Annotated in this window: 11 protein-coding genes; 1 reads left to right on the plus strand and 10 read right to left on the minus strand. The window is 39.4% G+C overall.

Going from position 1 to position 19,783, the window contains the following annotated elements; all coding sequences use genetic code 11:
• Positions 1-36: 36 nt before the first annotated feature.
• The 9 genes from ACTJKN_RS01805 to ACTJKN_RS01845 form a co-directional block, all read right to left on the minus strand.
• The gene (locus tag ACTJKN_RS01805; RefSeq protein ID WP_440822142.1) at positions 37-2,247 is read right to left on the minus strand and encodes an alpha-galactosidase; all 2,211 of its coding nucleotides are present in this window, start codon (positions 2,245-2,247) and stop codon (positions 37-39) included.
• A 52-nt stretch (positions 2,248-2,299) separates the two neighbouring features.
• The gene (locus ACTJKN_RS01810) at positions 2,300-4,342 is read right to left on the minus strand and encodes an alpha-galactosidase (RefSeq protein ID WP_440822145.1); all 2,043 of its coding nucleotides are present in this window, start codon (positions 4,340-4,342) and stop codon (positions 2,300-2,302) included.
• A complete protein-coding gene (locus ACTJKN_RS01815; protein WP_440822147.1) occupies positions 4,343-6,682 on the minus strand; it encodes a glycoside hydrolase family 95 protein in 2,340 nt (779 codons plus the stop codon).
• A gap of 182 nt (positions 6,683-6,864) precedes the next feature.
• The gene (locus tag ACTJKN_RS01820; RefSeq protein ID WP_440822148.1) at positions 6,865-8,073 is read right to left on the minus strand and encodes a DUF4998 domain-containing protein; all 1,209 of its coding nucleotides are present in this window, start codon (positions 8,071-8,073) and stop codon (positions 6,865-6,867) included.
• Positions 8,074-8,187: 114 nt separating this feature from the next.
• Positions 8,188-9,411 (minus strand): DUF4959 domain-containing protein, encoded by a 1,224-nt coding sequence (locus ACTJKN_RS01825; protein ID WP_440822150.1) that lies wholly within the window; start codon positions 9,409-9,411, stop codon positions 8,188-8,190.
• A 20-nt stretch (positions 9,412-9,431) separates the two neighbouring features.
• Positions 9,432-11,369, minus strand: a complete 1,938-nt coding sequence (locus ACTJKN_RS01830; protein ID WP_440822152.1) for a RagB/SusD family nutrient uptake outer membrane protein — start codon at positions 11,367-11,369, stop codon at positions 9,432-9,434.
• 21 nt (positions 11,370-11,390) lie between these two features.
• Positions 11,391-14,666 carry a SusC/RagA family TonB-linked outer membrane protein gene (locus tag ACTJKN_RS01835; protein ID WP_440822154.1) on the minus strand — a complete coding sequence of 1,092 codons (3,276 nt, stop codon included), beginning with the start codon at positions 14,664-14,666 and terminating at the stop codon, positions 11,391-11,393.
• 380 nt (positions 14,667-15,046) lie between these two features.
• Positions 15,047-16,639, minus strand: a complete 1,593-nt coding sequence (locus ACTJKN_RS01840; protein WP_440822156.1) for a solute:sodium symporter family transporter — start codon at positions 16,637-16,639, stop codon at positions 15,047-15,049.
• 9 nt (positions 16,640-16,648) lie between these two features.
• The gene (locus ACTJKN_RS01845) at positions 16,649-17,671 is read right to left on the minus strand and encodes a GntR family transcriptional regulator (protein ID WP_440822157.1); all 1,023 of its coding nucleotides are present in this window, start codon (positions 17,669-17,671) and stop codon (positions 16,649-16,651) included.
• A 320-nt stretch (positions 17,672-17,991) separates the two neighbouring features.
• On the opposite strand from ACTJKN_RS01845, the gene ACTJKN_RS01850 reads away from it, so the two are divergent.
• Positions 17,992-18,192, plus strand: coding sequence for a hypothetical protein (locus ACTJKN_RS01850; protein WP_057933945.1), 201 nt, complete (start codon positions 17,992-17,994; stop codon positions 18,190-18,192).
• A gap of 147 nt (positions 18,193-18,339) precedes the next feature.
• Here the strand turns inward: ACTJKN_RS01850 and ACTJKN_RS01855 are convergent, their stop codons facing one another.
• Positions 18,340-19,773: a SusD/RagB family nutrient-binding outer membrane lipoprotein gene (locus ACTJKN_RS01855; protein ID WP_440822159.1), complete on the minus strand. Its 1,434-nt coding sequence runs from the start codon at positions 19,771-19,773 to the stop codon at positions 18,340-18,342.
• Between the last annotated feature and the right edge of the window lie 10 nt (positions 19,774-19,783).

Below are 19,783 nucleotides of genomic sequence, written 5' to 3' on the forward strand. Positions count from 1 at the left end.
TAAATTTCTCCATTGCGGTCGAAATGACGAATTTTATTACTTCGCCTCCTCCAGCTTTAACACCACACTGGTTCTGGTGGTATTAAGAATAGGATTAAAGCCTACTTTCATCAAGAAATCGCCGGTATAGGTTTTAGTAGCATCTATTGATGATTTTGTACCTGGATAAAGGTTGATTTCTTTAATATGGTATTTCTTTATTGCATCTAAACCGTTCAATTTAATCGGATATTTACTGTTTTCACCATAGCGATAATTGACCAGGTAATTAAAAATTACGCCTTCTGTTTTTTGCGCATTTACATATAACATCGATGCTATGCTGCCCGCACGTGGATTAGCCAAACGGTATTGTTCACCTTGCCAGATCGTCTGTTTTACATCGTTATAGTTTTTAATAGCCTCTTGACAGAACTGAAGCTCTTTTTCAGGTAATTTACTCACTACAATATCAAAACCCAGTTTGCCCATCATGGCTACATCGGTACGGAATTTTATTGGCTGTTTTCCCCAATCGGTTACATGGTTAGAGCTGCTGATGGCCGGATAAAAATAAGAGTATTCCCATTGCATAAATATGCGCTCTAGGGGGTCGGTATTATCACTAGGCCAAAACTCTGTAAAATACTGTAAGGCAGCATAATCTACCCTTCCACCTCCACCAGAGCATAACATCATTGGCACTGTTGGATATTTTGCACGGATGCGTTGCAGTACACTATACAATCCCCTTACATAATCGATGTAAAAATGAGATTGATTTTTTAAATGTGCGGAGTATGCATTGTAAATTACCGCATTACAATCCCATTTAATATAGGCCAATTTAGGATTTTTAGTAAAAAGGCCATCTACCACACCAAAAACAAAATCCTGTACTTTTGGGTTACTTAGATCGAGCTCTAATTGGTTTCTAAAATAATATTCAGGTCTGTTCGGTTGTTTTACCACCCAATCCGGATGTTTTTCATAAAGTTCGCTTTTAGGGCTAACCATTTCGGGTTCTATCCAAATTCCAAATCTGGTTCCTACATTATCGGCCTCTTTTACCAAAGAAGCTATTCCGTTTGGCAATTTCTTCTTGTTTTCCTGCCAATCGCCAAGCCCTGCATGATCATCGTTACGTGGATATTTGTTTCCGAACCAACCATCATCAAGCAGAAAGAAATCGACACCCAGTTTTTTGGTATCTTTTAATAAATCGGCCAATTTTTGCTCATTGAAATCGAAATAAGTGGCCTCCCAGTTATTCAAAAGGGTTAATCTACTGCCTTTTCCATCTAATATTTTATAATTACGTGCCCAATCTTGCAATTTTCTACTGGCATCACCTTTTCCCTGATCAGAAAAAGTGTACAAAAAAGCAGGAGTTGCAAAAACTTCACCTGATTTTAAGCTGTATGGCGAAGCATAATTGTTCATTCCGGCTATAATGCGGAGGTTATCCTGATAATCCAGTTCAAGATCGATCTTAAAATTACCGCTCCATTCCATTGTACCATACAAAACACTGCCCTCGTTCTCTTCAGCAGGTTTATCTAAAGAGATCATAAAAACAGAAGGTTGAAATAGATTGGCTCTTGTTCCTAATTTACTATCCAAAGTTTTAATGCCGTGGGTAATTTCACTTTGCTCAGGCTGCATTTCCTTAGCCCAATCGCCATGATATTGGTTTAGCCAAAAACGTGGTGATTTTAAGTGCAGATTGGCCGATGCATATTTATGCAATACCACTGTACCTTTCTCACTGTGTTTAATCTCCGTCCATTGTTCTATTACATCCTGTTTATAAAAAGACTTATAAAATAAGGTTACCTCAAAATTATAAACGGGATCTTTTAGTCTGATCTTTATTAAACTCACGTTATCATCAATAGCCGTTACGGTATGATCAACGTATTTCAGATCGAGTGAGTTATTGCCATCGGCATGGGTAACGCTAATAGCTGGTTCTACCAGGTTTCTCGATCCTGAAGGTGTATAAACCGAATTTAGCTGCCCGGTGTAGTCTTCAGTTTGTTTGTATTGCCCGGCAACCTGCGCATATTCTTGTTTACTACTGAGTTTCTTTCCAAAAAAAATGGTGTTTACATCTTTCTTTACATCGGCCTGTAATACCAATGCATTGTGTGCGGTTTCAATAGGAATAATGCTTTGTGCTTTAACATTGCCAACGGTAAAAAGCGAAATGGTAATGGCCAATGCGCCATGCTTGATGTAATATGAAATCTGATCTGACTTATTCATTTGTGTTTTCAATGTTAATCGGGTAATGTTTATAGGTAGTAGTTGATTTATTTTATTGTTTAAGTATGATTTTGAAGATAATGGCATCTTTTGCGGCCACACTTAAAGCCTGATTATTTTTAAAGTTTTCAGTTTTTTGAGTGATCAAATTTTGATAGCTGTACACTTCATCGATATTTAAACCGATTTTAGGAAAGTCAAGCATAAAAGGCTTTGCTTCATCGCTATAATTAAATAAGGCCAGGTATTTTACATTTCCTACCTGTTTTACAAAGAGTTGTGAAGCTGATTTACCTCTGTTCCCTTCTACCGGAACAAATGCCTTTCCATCTTTTAATACGTTAATGATTTCAGTATTGTTCAATAAACGCTTTGCTGTATTGTTCCATTTGCCTTGCCGTGAAAAATCATCGCCGGTAATGCAGGTTCCCGTAACAATCGCTGATAAAAATCTGGCTGTATTTTCCTGATCAGATTGATCGGAGAATACCACATGGTCTGCATCTATATAATCGTAAAGATAAGTTTGCCACCAGCCATTGCTTACACTGTTTAAGGTATATTCGGTATCTTTTATCGATTTAAAGGCATCGCAGGCAATTCTGCGTACATGTACATAACGACCAGAAGCCAAACTTGGCGATATGGCTGCGTAAACCAACATTTTATTATCCAACTGTTTTAACAAAAATTCCATGCCCTCTTTGTAAGCCTGCATGCCAGTGGTAACCTTTGAATTGTAAAAATGACTGGATTCTATTGCAGCGTGACCTAAAAAATCAATTTTTATCATTTTGAAACCGCATTCTTTAAACTTTTCAATTACGGTAACAATGCGTTGTTTCGTACCCGGATGGGTTGGATCTAATGCCCTTGCACCATCAATGTCATGGTAGCCTGAGCCAGTTTTGGTCCACATCTCTCCAAATGTATAATCGCTTCCTTCCGCCTTGCGGTTACCGCCGCCTGCAAAGCCCCAATCTACAAAGGGTGCCCAATAAATTCCTGGTTTTAGTCCTTTTGATTTAGCATAATCGGCAAAGGCTTTTAGTTTAGAATAGTCGCCCGTTAGGCCACCTTTTAGCAGGTTATCCCAATAAGAATCGAGATCGATATATGCTACACCATCGCTTCTAAAGGTTTTTAGGCTATCAGCAAAAAAATCAACCACCTGATTGGCTTTTTCGAGTGTTATTTTCTCTTGCATTACGCCCCAACTGTTCCAGCCCACAGGAGTTCCGGCTTTCCATTTGAAAATAATAGGCGGTTCTGCTATCCGGTTTGCTCGTGCATAGGTTTCCATACCCGAACGCCAATCGGCAAATGCACTGAAAAATACTTTCGACGAACTGATCATATTTCCTTTTAAATAACCATGTTCCATTTTATCGCGGGTAATGCTTTCTGCTGTATAACCACAAACGGCCTGTATATCTATTTTTTTTTCGCCATCCATAGCCGTAATGATGCCTGTTTTCCAGTTGCTATGTTCTATCGAGCCAATTACAAAACCTTTTCTGGATCGATCGTGATATAAAGCCGTAACCTCTGCACTTGGATTGTTTGTATTGGCCCTTAACGGAACAGCATTGTAAGAAATAAAGGTATCGTTATCAAAAGGAACAAATAAACTGGTTGGTACTTGCGAAGCTTCCTGATCGATTAAATTTCCATTTATAGGCACCATATGGTTGATGGATAGATCAGTGCCTAGCAAAGTAAGGCTGATCATAAAATAATTCTTACCTGCATAGGTATAAAAAACCTGTTGCATAGTTGGTAAACCATGCTGCTTTAACAAGAAAACATGTTTAAAACCCTTCCCAAAACCATCCATAATAACTGTTTTGGTGTAGCTAATCTGCGAGTAATTTTTAGAACTGATTATCTTTTTCTGATATGCTGCCTGCGAAAAACCATTTAATAATAGTTGCACCGCTCCATCTGATACCCTAAAAGTGCCGGTTTTAAGGTTGTAGTCTATTTTTCCTGCCCGGCCATAATTGATCATAATCGCTGATGCAGACCGTTCAGAAAACAGCAGGATCAGTAAAATCAAGAATAACTTATGCCTGAATAAAAATTTAAGAACCATTTATTTACTTAATTTGCTCGACATTATTTCGGTTAATTTACCATTCATTTTTAGCTTTATCTTTTGAGGTACGGCCGAAGCGATTCTATAATTTGTAATTTTACCATCTTTCCAATCCATATCAACCGTAAAATTACCCCTTGCCTTTAATCCTTTAATTTCACCAAAAGTTTTCCAGGCATCAGGAATTGCGGGGAGCAGTTCGATAAAACCATCATGACTTTGGATCAGCATTTCTGCAATAGCCGCCGTAGCGCCAAAATTACCATCAATCTGAAAGGGTGGTCCGGCCGATAACATGTTCGGATAAACGCCTCCGCCGGCTCCATAATTAATATCGGTCCGTAATGTAGGTTTTAAAATCTCTCTAAACAGTTTAAAAGCCCTGTTGCCATCCTGCAATCTTGCCCAAAATAACTGTTTATAGGCAATTGACCAACTTGGTCCGTCATCACCCCTCGCTTCGAGTGTTTTCTTTGCCGCCTCTGCCAATGCCGGAGTAGCAGTTGGCGTAATTAATCCGGCAGGATATACCCCATATAAATGTGAAATGTGGCGATGCTGTGGATCGGTTTCTTTATAATCTGCTAACCATTCCTGTATACGGCCATCTTTGCTAATTAGGCCAACTGGCGGAATAGATTTTAGTTTTTCCTGTAGTGAAGCACTAAAGGCTGCATCAGTTTTAAGGAGTTTAGCAGCCGTAATTACATTGTTAAAAAGTTCTCTTACAATCTGGTTGTCGATGGTTGGTCCCATTGAAATACTGGCCGTTTTTCCATTGGGCAGGTAAAAAGTATTTTCTGGGGATACCGATGGTGAAGTAACCAACCAACCTGTTTTTGGATCTTTAACTAACGCACTTTGGTAAAATGCAGCTGATCCTTTTAAGATCGGGTAAATGCTTTTCAGGTATTTTAAATCGCGACTATAGGCAAAATGATCCCATAGGTTACTGCACAACCAGCCAGAACCTGCATTTGATGCACCCCATGAGACACTTTCGCCAGGCTCAGTAAAGCCCCAAACATTCGTAATTACATGGGCAATCCATCCATCGGCATTGTAATAAGCTTTAGCTGTTTTTGCACCTGGTCCTGTTAAATTTCTTACCAATTCTGCCAGTGGAAGATTTAACTCCGAAAGGTTGCCAGGCTCAATAGCCCAATGGTTCATCTGTACGTTTACATCTAAATGGTAATCGCCATTCCAGGGTGTATTGATCTGGTTTGCCCATAAACCCTGAAGGTTTGGTGGTAAAAGCCCAACTCTTGTACTGCTGATGCTTAAATACCGACCAAACTGGAAAAATAAAGCGCTCAGTGAAACATCATTTTTATAATCTTTATAAAAACGGTCTAACCTTACATCTGTAGGTAAGCTTGTGGCTTCGCCTTCACCTAAATTAATTTTTAACCGGTTAAAAAGTTTAGCAAAATTTGCGCTATGATTTGCAAGTTCTAAACGATAAGCTTTCTTTTGAGCCGCTTGTAAAGCCTGTTTTACCCTGGCTTCGAAATTTGCATGTTTAAAATCGGTTTCTGCCGCAACGTAAATAATCAGTTCAGTTGCATTTTTTATTTTAAGAATGTTTCCTTCGCTTGTTACCGTACCGTCTTTAAGTGTGGTACTTACGCGGCTCAGGTATTTCATCCCCTTACCATCAGTGCCATTATCCAGTTGACCAAACATCAGCAGTTCATTACCCTGGCTAGCTAATGTTGCTTTTTCTGGCCTGCTGATCGAAATATTACAATTGAGTTTATTAGGTTGATCGGCGGTGAGGCGGATGATATTTACATCATCATCAAAACTGCAAAAATATTCCCTCTTATACTTTATACCGTTCAGCATAAATTCGGTGGTAGCCAACGCTTTATCCAACGATAAAGTTCTTTTATAAATCTCAGGTTTTGCATCTTTAACACCAGGATATTCATAATCAAGCTGCAAATTACCCAATATTTGGTATTTGCCCCAGGTTGCGCCACCGGATCCCTGCCCTTTACAAACAAAATCGCGGTTAACCAATTCCTGTGCTTCATCGTTTTTCCCCTCCAATATCAGCTGCCTAATTTTGGGCAAACTTTTATAGGCTTCGTAATTGTTGGCATCTTGTTTTCCGCCACTCCATAAAGTGATATCATTCAGCACTATATTCTCCCTGTTAATGCCCCCATCTGGTGTCATGCCCAATTTACCATTACCCAAGGGCAGGGTTTCCTCCCAAATTTTGGCAGGTTTATCGTACCACAACATTAAAGGTTTCTGCTGGGCAGAGGTACTTATACTAAAAAAGGAAGAAAATAGAATAAGAGTGATTAATTGCTTAATATACATGGTTTCATTTGTGTTGGAATTTAATTGGATTATTTTTTGAAGCGCTATTCATATCTTTTTAGCGACTCCGCCTACCCCGATCGTCATGCTGAATTTATTTCAGCATCTATCCTGTATGACAGACCCTGAAATGAATTCAGGGTGACGCAACTGAGTTAATCAAATTTCAATTATATAAAAGATTACTGTTTATTCCAGAACCTGATTTCGCTCATATTGCTATAATTACCGTCGCCGGTGGTTACATGTTTAATCCTAATGCGAATGTAACGAATTGGCTTCCCTGCATTATCCAGTTCTGCTGTTATTGCATTTTTGCCGTCGTCCGTCCTGGTTACATCTTTTAAAAGGGTCCATCCTTTACTTGTTGCTTCAGCTGGCCAGCCATTATTACTGGCTGATAAAATAGTTGTGGCATTGGTTAAATCGGCTATTCCCCAAACCTCAAAACGATCGGGATTATTGCAACAATCCCTTCCTGTTTCTTCAATGCGCGATAAATTGGTATATGTCTTACCTAAATCGAATGTGATTACATGAGGCATTCCGCTATTAGCGGCACTATGAAAGATATTCGGATAACCCTGTGGCCCTACGCTTCCATCCCAAAGTTTACTGATGCTTGTACCCGATTCGTATGTCTGCGCATCATTAGGCAGGCTTACTTCGCTAAAAAGCGAGCGATCGCAAAGTACATAATTATAAACCCTTGGAAAAACAGAATAGGCACCTACGGCAAAAATGTCCAGTGAATTTCTCTGCGGAATATAAGAAGAAAGGTATTGTATTTCAGTCCCCGTTTTGTAGCTCGGAAGAACAATAGAATTGTCTTTAGGTAAAAGCGTAAGTTCTGAAGCGATTCCTGATGCATTGGTATATTTAATAACCGTACCCGTATTTATAGTATCGGGTGCATTAAAATTAAGTTTAACAGATCCGTCAGCATTTACAACATAAGGTTCAGCGGCATTGTAAGCCCTGTTCAGCAAGCCATTTTTGTAAATTGGCCCAAATACTTTTACGTTATTTACTTCTTTTGGAATTGATTTGTTCCCATTTTTATCATAAGAGTATATCGTAAAAGAATAAACAAATTCCTGAAGGTTCGGTATCGTCGCAAAAACACTATCTGTTTTGCCATTGATCGCTACTACCTGAGAATCTACTTTATTATTATAGTAAATCACATACTTTACAATACTCGGGTCGGAACTCGATTTCCACTTTAACTGTGCACGAAGATTTCCGGGCCTGCTCAGTACTTCTTTGGGACTACCTGTATAGATAATTTCATGTCCATCAAAAAAGTTCCTGAAATCTGTTTGCTGTTTTTTGCAGCCCATTGTAATAGCCAATGTAAAAAGGCCTGCTAAAATTATAAGATTTTTCATCCGTATATAATTATTTTTCTGATGATGAAGCCTTCACGGTTTATCCATTTCTTTGTGTGAATAAATCGTGGCAGTTTCATTTTTTAAAATTTGATATCAGATTCGGTTTTAATATTATTGTGCAGTTCCATAAGGAGTAAATTCCATAAGGTGAGCCGCCGCTTCGTTACCCCACACCGTTTGTACGGCTATCCGGAGATATTTCACTGGCGGGGCTGCAGTTGGTACTTTAAAGCTCACACCGTTTTTAACAAAATCGTTATCTGATGAATTGATTGCGGTAGGGAGATTACCCGACGGCGGATCCGGAAAGCGGAAATTTCCAAGATTTACCCAATTCCCGATAACGGCACCCTCTGCGGCTGTTACAGGAAGCTGAACATCAGTAGGCGTAGATGAGTTCGTTCCCCAAAGTGCAAATTGTTTTGGATTTGCAAATTTGTAGGTATACTGGTCTCCTGTTCTTTCGTAGAGCACAAAACGACTTAATTTATATGTTTTTCCAATCCCAAAACTACAAGAATAGGGAAGTGAAACGCCATATCTCGTATGCCAGCCACTTCCATCCTGCTTTCCATCCCATAAATTCGGCAGCGTCCAACCAAAGTCAATCGGGCTGTCTGTGTTCAGGTTTAATACGCTGAATTTTGATTTGTCAACCGCTTCTTCGGCAAGGGGGATTATTGCTTTCTGAAGCGTGTCTGAAATATTGCCCCATCTGTCTGTAACATATACACCAAACCGACGTTCTGTTGATGAAAAACCCGTAACAGAATAATCTATTTTAGGATCTTTGGTAAAACGCTGATCCTCGATTTCCAGGGATTTAGTATTGTTATTATAACTCAATACCACAATACCGATCTGTTTTTTTAGCGGGTTCTCCGCTTTAATATTTACCCCGCCAAAATCAGCGGAAAGATCTACTGATGGACGCACAACCGAATAAACCGGAGTTAAGGGATTAACAGTAACGGTAACAGGATCAGACATTACATTTGCCCTCGAAACAGTATAAAGGGTTACCTGGTATGCTTTTGCTTTTGCAAATCCTTCAACCACTACCGTGTCCTGGTAGTAGGATGATTTTGTCTCCCGGTCTACATTGTCATTTATCTTGTACTTGGCAAGCACGTAAAGAATATTCTGTGAATTGGGAAGGTTATAGGTAATGTTTGCCCCTCCGTTAAAATTGTCGACTTTAATATTGCTTACGGCCAATGGCTTAGTGGTGTCTTCAGAAATAATGGTATTAAAGCCATTATTTTTCTTGCATGCCACCATGCCAATAATAATCAGCATGATCAAACAAGGAAAACTATATTTTTTTATATTCATGATCAAATCTTCTTTAAATATTACCAAAATGGGTTTTGAACTAAGTTGGGATTAACCGCCAGATTATCTGCCTTGATAGGCCATAAATAATCTTTTGTATTAAACACCGGAACAAAAAGATTACGCGGACGATAGTAGTTTACCGCCTGATCGTCGAAAATGCTCCATCCCTGCATCGGTTTGGCCATTACCGTCTGTAGTTCTTTCCATCGGCGTAAATCCCATCCTGGCATACACTCAAAAGCAAGTTCAATCCTTCTTTCCTGATGAATGATTTGACGAAGGCCTGCCTGCGTGCTGTATTTTAAAGGACTTGTAGAAAGCTGAGCCGTCCACGCTTCAGCAACTGTAGGAATTTTTGCTCTTTTTCTTACCTCGTCTATATAAGGCAATACTTCAGAATAGTTTTTTCCCTGTTCATTCAAAGCCTCCGCATAGAGCAGATAAAGATCTGAAAGCCTCATTAATGGAAAATGGAAATCTTCGTAAGATAGACGATCATTATAAACAGTTAGATAATTGACCAGTTTTTTTGGCCAATAGCCTGAAATGTTAGTATGACTCCCATCTTTCGGACCTGCAAAACTCGTTGTACCACGTGCCTGTACATAGTTTGCATTTGCCGGATCGCCCAGTTGACCGTTGCCATACCAAACGCCGCCGTCAAATCCAATAGATGCGTAAAATCTTGGTTCGCGTTTAAAATGCGCTTTAACAGTTTCATATCCATTGTGCACGTAGTATTGATCTTCGGTTCCTGCCGTTTTTAAAGTGTAGCGGTCTCTGTAATCCCAGGTTTTATCTTCATCAATAGGCAGGCCGTTATTGGTATAAAACAACTCTTGCTGCGCAATGGGAACAGCGAAGAAACCCTGGGCGCTACCTATATTCAGGGCAGCGGCAGCGTTAAGACGAGGGATACATCTTTCCTGTTTTCCAAATCCGAAAACCGGAGCCATGCCCCAAATCAATTCTGTATTCTGCTCCCATTTGTCGGTAATTGCTGTCTGAAACGAAAGTACATTGATCAGTTCCTGGGGTAGGTTTGCCGGCATATTTGCTGTCGGAGTAAAAGTGTGTAACCTCAGTCCGGCTGCCAAACACGCTTTTAGTGCTTCATCGCAGGCCTGGGCAGCAAGATCCCATTTTCGTTGATCTTTTTGCGGGTTGAACAGCTGTTGCCCATCTTTATTACTGAGCCCGGCATAATCAGCGTTGCCATTAAACAATGGGCTTGCTGCAGTTACCAAAATCTGGGCTTTTACTGCGCGTGCAATAAGGGAGGTAACCCTTCCAAGTTCTTGTGTCTGATTTTGGATCTGGGTCGGCAAATCAGGCGTAGCCTCATCTAATAGCTGAACCATATAATTTACCACTGAATCTACAGGTTTCCTTTTCACCCTTGTAGCCTCTATCGAACTGTTAATCGGTAGGTTAACATTGGTGATTGGAATAGGTCCGTACATCCTGAACAGGTAAAAGTGATAATAGGCTTTTAGGAATTTTACCTCAGCAATCCATCTCTTTTTTTCTGTATCGCCAAGATCTATCGGCTTGTCGATATTTTCCAGCATCGTATTACAGCGCCTGATGGCATTGAACATCGCCTGCCCACCCTCATTTCCATCCCAGTAATTTAACCCCGGGTTGTTGCTGGTCTGCGTCCCCCTCATCATGTTAAAGCCAACCGCATTAATGCCTTGCGTATCGTTCAATTCGTTCTGCCCCGGGAAAACAATTTCACCCGATGTAGAAAATCCTCCGTCCATCCATGGTTCCTGCAACCGCTGTAGCGTGCTATAACAGGTAAAGAGATAATTTTCAGCCTCATTACGGTTTCTGAAAGCATAATCTATTGTACCTACATTGTCTGGCGTAACATTCAGGTACTTTTTGCATGATGCCATAGACAATACCATAACAACAGCGTATAAAATTTTTGAATATAATGGTTTCATACCCTAATTCTTTGTTTTAAACTATAAACTAACATTTATGCCCAGGTTGTACACCTTCTGCAACGGGTAAGAAAATCCATTGCCACCTATTTCCGGATCCCACATCTTAAATGGGCTCCACGTTACCAGGTTAAGTCCGCTGAAATAAACCCTCAAATTCCTGAGTCTAATCTTACTTGCCAGCGTTCGGGGTAAGGTATAACCTACTTCCAATGATTTCATTCTGAGGAAACTGCCATCACGTAACCACCACGAACTATTCTGGCGGTTGTTTTCAATCACCGCACCGTTTATTCCAAGCCTTGGATACAATGCATACAGATTCTGATTATCTTCAGACCAGTGGTCATCAGCGAACTGCTGAATCACCTGGGTATTACCTGGTAACCACGAGTCGGGGCTTTTTATAAACGGACTCGTTCTTCCCGGGTCGATTACAAAAGATACACCTGCCTGTCCCTGGAAGAACATATTAAGATCGAAGTTTTTGAAACCTGTTGATAGACCAAATCCATATACAATTGTGGGTACAGTAGGGTTTCCAAACCATGTTTGATCTTTACCGTCAATTACACCATCATTATTTAAATCGCGATATTTGATATCGCCACCCATTGGCGCGACACCATTGGTACTGAATATCTGTTTAGGGGAATTTCTGGCTTCACTGTCGTCTACAAATAACCGTTCTGCGATGTAGCCAAAATTTCTGTTAAGAGAAACACCATTGTGCAGACGGTACTTATCACTAAAATCAGGTTCTTCATATTGTGTATATTTGTTTTTGGCCAAAGTAAAATTGGCTAACCCTGATACCCATAAATCGTTACTGAAATTGTGTTTTCCATCAAGCGAGAATTCGATGCCCTGCGATTCTACCTTCCCTATGTTAGCTGAAATCTGTGATTCCAATCCCGTTGTACTCGGAATATCTTTTCTGTCCTGGAGGATGTCTGACTTAAAGTTTTTATAAACCTCTGTGGTAAATCTTATGTTCTTAAGGAGCGTTAATTCCAATCCCAGATTGATCTGCCTAGATACCTCCCAGGTAACATCCCTGTTTTCATAATTGTTGATCGTAACACCGTTATGCGAGTAACCAAGATTAGTTCCGAATGAAGCCGGATTTCCTCCGTTCAGGTTAACGTCTGATAAGTAAAAAAATCGCCTGTCACTAATCGCATCATTACCAACCAGACCGTAGCTGCCCCTGATTTTCATGCGGCTGATTACATTGGAAAGGTTTCCGTAGAATTTCTCGCCAGATACGATCCAGGAGGCACCAACAGTTGGGAAGAAACCAAACCGGTGGTTTTCTGAGAAACGTTCCGAACCATTGTAGCCAAAGTTGAACTCTAAGAAATATTTACTCTTATATGCGTATGTTGCACGTCCAGAAAGACCGAGATTCCGAAATGGTAAAGAATTAAATAATGTAGTGGCGTTTGCATTGAGCAATTGTTGTTGTGTACCGATCAAGGCAGCACTTACATTGTGGTTTTCATTAATATCTGCTGAATAATCAAGTACACCCTGTAGATATAGGAAGGTATTAAGTGTACTTTTTCCTGCGTAGTAGTTTAGATATTCTCTGGCCTGATCGGGCTTATTATTGATCCAGTTTAGTGTATATTGATTAGATGCTTTATCGTATGACTGAACGTTATAAAAATAAGGTGCGTAGGCCAGCTCTGATTCGAATCTTGCGTATCTGTTTGTACTGAAGATTCCTTTAAAATTCAGACCTTTTGTAAGGAAATCCAGTTTTTGGTTGAGCTCAAGTTGTGCAAGCATCCTCGATTCGGAAAATCTTCTGTTTCCTCTCAACAATGCAGCATATGGATTAATGTTTTTTACATCTGTAGAAGAAGTGGGCGGTGTGCTTCCATCGGGCAATACTGTAGCTTCGGTATTGTTACCGAAAAGAATATGCTGAACACGTGCATTGGCTTTGTCTGGTTCGTAGTAAGCAGGAAAATCGACCGGGCTTGTATGTGTTGCGATATTATATAGATCCGTTGCAAACGAGGGGTCATTCGTCATAGGGCCTACATATTCATTAAAGTTACCCGATAAACGTACAATCAGTTCGGTAGTATTGGTCAGATCAATATTTACATTCGATCGTAACTGATAGTTTTTAAAACGAACGTTATTGTTATTGTTGTTTCTGATATCCGTTTTCAATATTCCATTATCATTCGAAAAAGATCCTGCCACATAATACCTGGCTACACCACCACCACCAGAGATATTCAGATTGGCCCTTTGTGTTGATGTATTTTTTTTAAACAACATATCCATCCAGTTTACCGCAGGATAAACATAAGGATTACTTCCAGGGGCGCCAGCCAATGAAGCCTGTGTGTTTAATATTTTGTTAGGAGTGTATGGTGCTCCGGGCGAATTTCTTGTGCTCAGGGCTTCATTATAAAGCTTCATATAGGTAACCGGGTCTGCAATTTGCAGCGGGCTGATCGGCGAAGATGTTGACCCTTCCATGCGAACGCTAATCTGTGCTTTCCCGGCTTTCCCCTCTTTAGTTTTAACAAGAATTACACCGTTTCCACCTCTGGCACCATATAGCGCCGTTGCACTTGCGTCTTTTAAAACTGAGAAACTTTCAATGTCATCCACCTGGAGGCGCGCCAGATCAGAAGACGTCATTTCCACATTATCAATCAAGATCAACGGGTCTCTTCTATAACCAAAGGTAGTTACTCCCCGAATAAAGAAATTAGCATTGTCCTGACCGGGTTGTCCACTCGGCTGAAATGCAACAACACCTGCTATCCTACCTGCAAATGCGGTGGTAAGGTTACTGGCAGGCACTTTTAAATCACCAGGCCGTACAGATGTTACCGCACCAACGATGGCTTCCTTTCGCTGTTTTTGTCCCAAGGCTGTAATCACAACCTCGTCAGCCTGCACAGCATTTTCTGCGAGTTTAACATTTAGGATAGTTGTGTTTGCAGTAACTGTTATCCTTTTTTCTATGTAACCCACAAATGAGAAACGTAGTTCAACACCGATATTCACATCAAGAATAAACCTACCATTGTTATCCGTTTGGGTACCGGCCTTAGTGCCAGTAACGGTAGCAACAACAACGCCGGGGATGGCAACTCCTGCCGTATCTGTAACCTTACCCGTAATGGTTTTCTTTCCCGTTTGAGAAAAACCTGTGGCGGGCATAAAAATCAGGAAAAACACAAGAATCGTACCTGCCGATATCATCGCATTTTTTAACCTGTTGGGCACCGATAAGTGCCCACAAAACAAAAATAATTGCTTCATTGCTCATTAGCTTTTAAATGATTGAATTAAAAAATTGTAGATAGATGTAAATCGACAGGTGTTAAATTCTTTTTGGATTTTGTAAATCTGCCAGCCATCCTTTAGCAATAGAAGGAGGTGTTTGCATTGCTGCACAAGTAGTAAAATTTCTCATAATTTGGGGTTATTTGGTTAATGAAAATATATCCAGGATTGAGGACAAACGATCTTAGCTTCTCTATTACCTTATGCCCTTTTTAAAAGAAACAACGCTGGAACACAAGCAAACAATTGTATTTTGACCTATCCTATCCTATCCTATTATTTTCAGGTACAATGATAAACAAAAAAATTAATATTCCAAGTTTCTTAAATAAAACGTTTAAGAATAATAAGTGCGCTTAAGCGAGTATGTAAGTAGAAAAAACAAAAAAGACAAGTGCCATCAGCGAGATCAGAACCACGTGATAGTAGTGTCTGCTGCGCCAGGGGATTATTTCTATTTTATTATCCAACACCAATGTGTATGGGGTTTGATTGGGATGCATTTTCGAAATAAAAAGCATTAATACAATGGTAATAAAAAAAATAATGGCCAGCGTATGCAGATAGTGGAGCTGAATAGTAAATACCCATTCGCTAAGTACATAACAGGAAATAAAAAAGATCATCCCGATTTTGGCAGCGATGGGTGGCATTTTTTTGGTAATAAAGCCGAGAAAAATAATAGTAAAGATTGGGAGACTAAATATCGCACTGATTTTTTGCAGATACTCATAAAATCCGTTTTTCGAAAATATGATAAAGGGTGCGAATGCCATGGCAAACAGTGATACCGAAATCTGGAATAACCGTCCTGTTCTCAATAAACTTTTATCAGCCAATACTTTCCCTTTCTTTTCCATAAAAGGTTTGTATAAATTAAGGAGAAATAAAGTGCTCGAACTGTTAAGACCTGCATTAAAGGTTGTAATTGCTGCGCCAAAAAGTACGCAAGCTGATAAACCCATTAAAATCGGCGGTAGTACATCTTTAATGAGCAACGGAAATACCTGATTGGTATTGGTTAATACAGGATATAGGTGTACTGCGATTAAACCGGGTATGTTAATCAACAATGGGCATAACAATTTCGCAAAACAAGTTAAAGCAATTCCCTTTTGACCTTCTTTCAAACTTTTAGCAGCGAGCACCTGCTGAACGATGTATTGTTCCATTCCCCAATAGTACAGGTTCACAATAAGCATCCCGGTAAACAAGGTAGAAAAAGGAACAGCATCGTGGCTGTTGCCAATTGAATTTAAGTGTTCTTTTTTAGTAGAAAGTACAGTGGAGAGCCCGCTAAAGAAATCGCCATGACCTAAATAACGTAAGCCGTAATAAGGTAATGCAATAATTAAGATCAACATGCCTGCACTTAATACCGTATCGGAAATTGTAATCGCTTTAAAGCCACCTAAAATGGTGTAAACTGAGCCGATCAATCCCATAATCCACACAAATATCCAAATGCTCTCCCAATAAGAAAGATGGAAACCTGAAAGATCGATCAGGTTACTAAAGGCAACTGCCCCTCCATACAGCACCGATGGAAGTAGATTGATGATATAACTAAAAAGAAAAACAACCGATACCAGGGTTTTGGTCTGTTTATCATAACGTTTCTCCAAAAAATCGGGAATAGTACGGATACCTGTTTTAAAATAAATGGGGATAAAGAATTCGGAAACAATGATCATGGCCAGGATAGAGGAGATCCCCCACCCGATAACCGACATGTTATTAATATAAACCGATTCATTTTCGCCAATAAACTGATTGGCGCTGATGTTGCTAAAAAACAACGAAGCCCCAATAATAATAAAACCATTGGTTCTATTGGCAAAGAAAAAACCACTGATGGTTGATCTTTGTGTTTTCCGGGTTTTGAAATAAGAAATTGTTGCGGCAAGTACCGTAAACAAAATAAAACTGATGATTGCTGTTGTGCCCACGCAATGGTATTAAAGTGAATTTCTTCTGATCAGTTTATTTTCCATTACATGTTTAACTGGTTTTAAACTCAATACAAACTCAGCAGCCAAACGGCCCATGTGTGCAAAATCTATCGAAAATGTAGTAATACCATCAAAAATGATTTCCTTAACGTTATCATCATTGTGCGAAAGGATGCCCAGGTCTTTACCTACTTTTAAACCTTTTACCTTGGTATCCTTCAACATTTCCCAAAGTTCGAGGTTGTGTATGGTGAAATAAACCTTATCGGGTGCAATACTTCCGGGTTCGTAACTGTTTTTAATTACACCATTTATTTTAAATTCCTTTATAAAACGTTTGAACGAAAGCAGTACTTCATTTGGTTCGGCAGAGGAAGGTTTAAAAAAGAAAACAAATTCGGAGAATTCTTTAATGCGGGGAGCCAGTTGTAAAAAAGCATTATAAGATGCTTTCTTAAATTCTTGAACGATGTAAGAATAATCGCCTTTAAGTTCTACATACCGATCTACAATGAGCAGTTTTTCTTTGGGTAACTGTTCCAATACTTCTTTTGCAGCTTCACTTTCTATAGGCGCAACAACATATAAGCCGTACTGCCCTTTGTTGCTGTTAATGATTGATTCGAAAACACTAAAATTATTGTGGTGGAAGTATACATCAACCTGGATGTTCTCGCCTAAATGATCTCGGAAATTCTGATAAAAGGTTTCTTGAAAAGTATCGAAAGCGTAAATCAGCAGACAAACTTTAAGGTGTTGCTCGGTATCATCGGTTGCTACAAAATAACCCATGCGGTTTTTTGACTCTAAAATACCCCTGCTAATTAACTCTTTGTAGGCTTTACCTATCGTTTCTTTAGCAAAGCCTGTTTCTCTCATCATCTCGTTCACCGAAGGTAGAATATCTCCCTTGGCAATCAATTTATGGTTTAAGCCATTGATGATTCCCTGTACAAGCTGTTCGTGTTTCGAGAAAGAATTTATGATGCTCAACTCCTTAATTTCATTGAACAGCTTTTCCTTATTCATGCAGCAATATTTGGTTTAATCGATTTACTGGAGGTTAATTTGGTCGAAATATATAAATTTAATAATGATTATGTATAAAAATTTCGCCGAAGGGTCAACACTAGATTAACAACAAAGCCCCTACAATTAGTAATAATACCCTGAGTGCTTTAAATACAAGCATCTTTAATTCAATAATAATGAATTTACTGCTAACCAACCTGCCTTAATAACTGACAGATGCAATTACCACTAAAAACAGCAATTGTAACAACCATACATATAAATCGTCTAAAACTTTTAACGAACTCAAAATGTTTAACTAAAAAAAGAAAAAGAACATGGGAATTTTAAAAACAGCAATTATTGGCGCAGCAGTTTATGCCGGCGTAAAATATATCACCAAAAAAGATCCAATTACCGGACAATCGATAGTAGATGAACTACTAGATAAAGCTCCAGAATGGGTAGAGAAAGCAAAAGGATACACTGAAGACCTGAAAACCAAGGCAAGCAATGCTGCTGAGGATTTAGCCAGATGAATACCTGGAAGAACTAAAGAAGATCCATACCTGAGGTACCTCTTTCTTTAGGGTTTAAAACAAAAACGTCCCGATTTATATCGAGACGTTTTTGATATCAGTGTCAGGTGGCAACATCTGACACGACGATAAAACCATAGCATTCACTTAAAAAGCATCAAACCAAAGTTTGGTGGTTAATAAATCTGCGCCCTGGCTGCTCACGGCATTTTTATAATTCTGTCCGTTTAAAGATTGTTCAGAACCTGGATAAATAAAACGTACCGGAATTTTGCCATTCAACACCGTATTAACAGATGCAGATAATTGCGGATAATCTAACCTTCTCTGCTCAGCCCAGGCTTCTAAACCCTGACCAAACAAAGCAATCCATTTTTGCTCACCGATTGATTTTTTATAATTTCCTGCATCATATTGTACCGCAGCGCCACTAAGATAGTTAGCAATCTGATCATTATTATTTATTCCGTACTGCTGTAAAGAGGCTGTAATGGCTTGCTTATATAAATCTGCAGCATCTTCTGTTGTAAAACCACGGGCAGCAGCTTCTGCCCTGTCAAAAAGCACTTCAGCATAACTAAAAATCACTGCGGGAGCTTTGGGATCTAAAAAATAAGTACCCGGTTTTGAAGAATTTGCTAAACCAATTGCACTCGCTTCAGAGTTTGTGGATCCGTTTGGAATACCTACATAACCTTTTGGTTCATTTTCAGTTCTACTTGCATAAACAGGAAGCCTAGGATCGCTTAAGGAAACAAGTTTATCAACAATGGTTTTACTGATGCGGTAATCGTTTCTCGTTTCGAATGAAGCTGCTACAGGATTTTGCTGGGGGGAAACATCATAATCAAGTTTTGCATTTTCCAGATTAGAGCTAATATAAAGTCCGCCTTCGGTTTTAATCTCATCGATGACCTGTTTTGCTTTTGTTGGTTCTTTATCTGCTATGCGCAACGCAATACGAAGACGTAATGAATTGGCAAATTTTTTCCAAGCCTCAGTACTGCCAGAATAAATAATATCGCCAGAAGCATTTCCGGTTTTTAAATTTAATGCGGTTTGTGCTGACTTTAAATCTTCTAAAATACCATAATAAACATCTCTCTGTTTATCATAAACTGGTGTAATAAACTGTTTAATTTTCCCTGCCTGTGTATATGGAATGTCGCCATAAGCATCAGTAAGTAACAAAAATACCCATGATCTTAGAATTAAGGCCACTCCTCTATAACCAGAATTTCCCTGTGCATCGCCCAATTCTATAATCTTATTATATCCAGGAATACTCTGTGCATAAGCGGTAGCCCATAAAGATGTAAAACTGCTATTCGAATAGATAAAACGATCTTCTTCCGTATATTGAACTTTGGCCCAGTGCTGGGCAAAGAGCAGACTCGAGTTCATGTTGTTGGTTACGCCCCAGTAAGCATCAACGGTGGCCTTAGTGGTTCCGGTAAGTAAATAATCAGGTACTGGAATTTCAGGGGCATTCGGGTTAATATTCACCTCATCAAGTTCTTTATTACAAGATGCGAACGCAATTGCCAAAATGGCCAGTATGTATAGTTTTTTATTTTTCATGATGGTAAGA

This window comes from Pedobacter sp. 22163, from assembly GCF_052045595.1.
Taxonomy (GTDB): domain Bacteria; phylum Bacteroidota; class Bacteroidia; order Sphingobacteriales; family Sphingobacteriaceae; genus Pedobacter.

Coding starts and splice junctions, on each gene's coding strand:
- ACTJKN_RS01805 (WP_440822142.1), bottom strand. CDS start 2,247: ATGAATAAGTCAGATCAGATTTCATATTACATCAAGCATGGCGCATTG.
- ACTJKN_RS01810 (WP_440822145.1), bottom strand. CDS start 4,342: ATGGTTCTTAAATTTTTATTCAGGCATAAGTTATTCTTGATTTTACTG.
- ACTJKN_RS01815 (WP_440822147.1), bottom strand. CDS start 6,682: ATGTATATTAAGCAATTAATCACTCTTATTCTATTTTCTTCCTTTTTT.
- ACTJKN_RS01820 (WP_440822148.1), bottom strand. CDS start 8,073: ATGAAAAATCTTATAATTTTAGCAGGCCTTTTTACATTGGCTATTACA.
- ACTJKN_RS01825 (WP_440822150.1), bottom strand. CDS start 9,411: ATGAATATAAAAAAATATAGTTTTCCTTGTTTGATCATGCTGATTATT.
- ACTJKN_RS01830 (WP_440822152.1), bottom strand. CDS start 11,369: ATGAAACCATTATATTCAAAAATTTTATACGCTGTTGTTATGGTATTG.
- ACTJKN_RS01835 (WP_440822154.1), bottom strand. CDS start 14,666: ATGAAGCAATTATTTTTGTTTTGTGGGCACTTATCGGTGCCCAACAGG.
- ACTJKN_RS01845 (WP_440822157.1), bottom strand. CDS start 17,671: ATGAATAAGGAAAAGCTGTTCAATGAAATTAAGGAGTTGAGCATCATA.
- ACTJKN_RS01850 (WP_057933945.1), top strand. CDS start 17,992: ATGGGAATTTTAAAAACAGCAATTATTGGCGCAGCAGTTTATGCCGGC.
- ACTJKN_RS01855 (WP_440822159.1), bottom strand. CDS start 19,773: ATGAAAAATAAAAAACTATACATACTGGCCATTTTGGCAATTGCGTTC.